This is a genomic window from Mesorhizobium sp. M0060, assembly GCF_040323155.1.
Lineage (GTDB): Bacteria > Pseudomonadota > Alphaproteobacteria > Rhizobiales > Rhizobiaceae > Mesorhizobium.
The window spans coordinates 1-1,760 of the sequence record NZ_JAMYUP010000150.1; the positions used below are offsets into that span (position 1 = coordinate 1).

1 protein-coding gene is annotated in these 1,760 nt (G+C 62.2%); it reads left to right on the forward strand.

From position 1 onward, the window contains the following. Positions 1 to 244 precede the first annotated feature (244 nt). Positions 245 to 1,546 carry a glucoamylase family protein gene (locus NKJ94_RS37295; RefSeq protein ID WP_352532759.1) on the forward strand — a complete coding sequence of 434 codons (1,302 nt, stop codon included), beginning with the start codon at positions 245 to 247 and terminating at the stop codon, positions 1,544 to 1,546. Positions 1,547 to 1,760 lie beyond the last annotated feature (214 nt).

Here is a 1,760-nt window from a genome sequence, read left to right on the forward strand (position 1 = left end):
CGACACCAGCCGCAAATCGAAATCCCCATAACCATCGCCTGTGGCCCGCGGGTTCCTTCCTCGGGGACTTTCGTACGCCTGCCGGCGCCCGAAACTCTTCACGTTAGCGGAATGTCAGCTTCTGGTGTTCGAACTTAGTTATAGAGACACCTGGGCCAGCACGAGCATCGTCGTGACATGACCCAAAGGCGACAAGACGACCAAAAAGGTTGGAAGCGCAGCGAACCCCTCTATATCGACAGCCATGGATGCATCGAGCGACCACCCACAGAACGACGAGCTTCTCTCGGACATCCAGCGCCTGTCCTTCGACTATTTTCTCAAAGAGGCCAACCCGGCGAATGGCCTGATCGCCGACCGCAACACCCCGGGGTCACCGGCCAGCATCGCCGCCGTCGGGCTCGCCCTGTCGGCCTATCCCGTCGGTGTCGAGCGCGGTTTCATGACGCGCGCCGCCGCCGCTGAACGGACGCTCGCCACGCTTCGCTTCTTCTGGAACGCGCCGCAAGGGCCCGAAGCCGACGCTACGGGCCACAAGGGCTTCTACTACCATTTCCTCGACATGGAGACCGGCCGCCGCGTCTGGAAGTGTGAGCTGTCCACGGTCGATACGGCGCTTCTGCTTGCCGGTGCGCTGGCCGCCGGCGCCTATTTTGGCGAGGACGATGAATCCGAACTGGAAATCCGGCGGCTTGCCGATGCGCTCTACCGGCGCGCCGACTGGCGATGGGCGCAGAACGGCGGCGCCACCCTCACCCATGGCTGGCGGCCTGGAAAAGGCTTCCTGCGCTATCGCTGGCAAGGCTACGACGAAGCGGTGATCCTTTATGTGTTGGGCCTCGGCTCGCCAACCCATCCGCTGCCGCCCGAGAGCTACGCGGCCTGGCTATCCACCTACAAGTGGAAAAAGCTCTATGGCCGGGAACTGGTTTACGCCGGTCCACTTTTCATCCACCAGCTCTCGCATATCTGGATCGATTTTCGCGGCATCCGCGATGCTTCCATGCGCAACCACGACTGCGACTATTTCGAGAACAGCCGCGAGGCAACCTACCTGCAACGCGACTACGCCATTCGCAATCCGAAGGGTTTCAGCGGTTATGGCGAGAATTGCTGGGGCATCACCGCCAGCGACGGCCCAAGCCCGACAAAACGCCAAATCACGGTCGGTGGCCGCCGCTTCTTCGGCTATCTGGCGCGCGGTGCGCCATTCGGCCCTGATGATGGGACGTTGTCGCCGTGGGCAGCGATTACCTCATTGCCCTTTGCGCCAGAGATCGTTCTGCCGGCACTGCGCTATTTCCACGAGATCGACCTGCAAGAGGGCAACCCTTACGGCTTCACCGCAAGCTTCAATCCGACAATAGCAGCCGCCGACGGCCGGCCCTGCGGTTGGGTATCGCCGGACCATGTCGGCATCAATCAGGGGCCGATCACTCTGATGATAGAGAACTACCGCTCGGGCTTCGTGTGGCGCCTGATGCGCCGCGTGCCGGCCATCATCGCGGGACTGCACCGAGCCGGTTTTTCGGGCGGTTGGCTATAACAAGTCGAGATGACAAAGCTCCCCGACTGATACCGGGACTCTTGACTGCTAGCGCAATGCCGCATTTGCTGCAAATATCGGCTTAGCGGCGCATTGCTTCTCGGCAGCATAGGGGCCGGAGAACGAACCCGCTGCGCGGGAGGGGCGCCTGCGGTTGAGGTAGTGATCAAGAACCGGTCGTCGCGCTGGCGTTGAGCGTCGTCCGGCGGGGGCA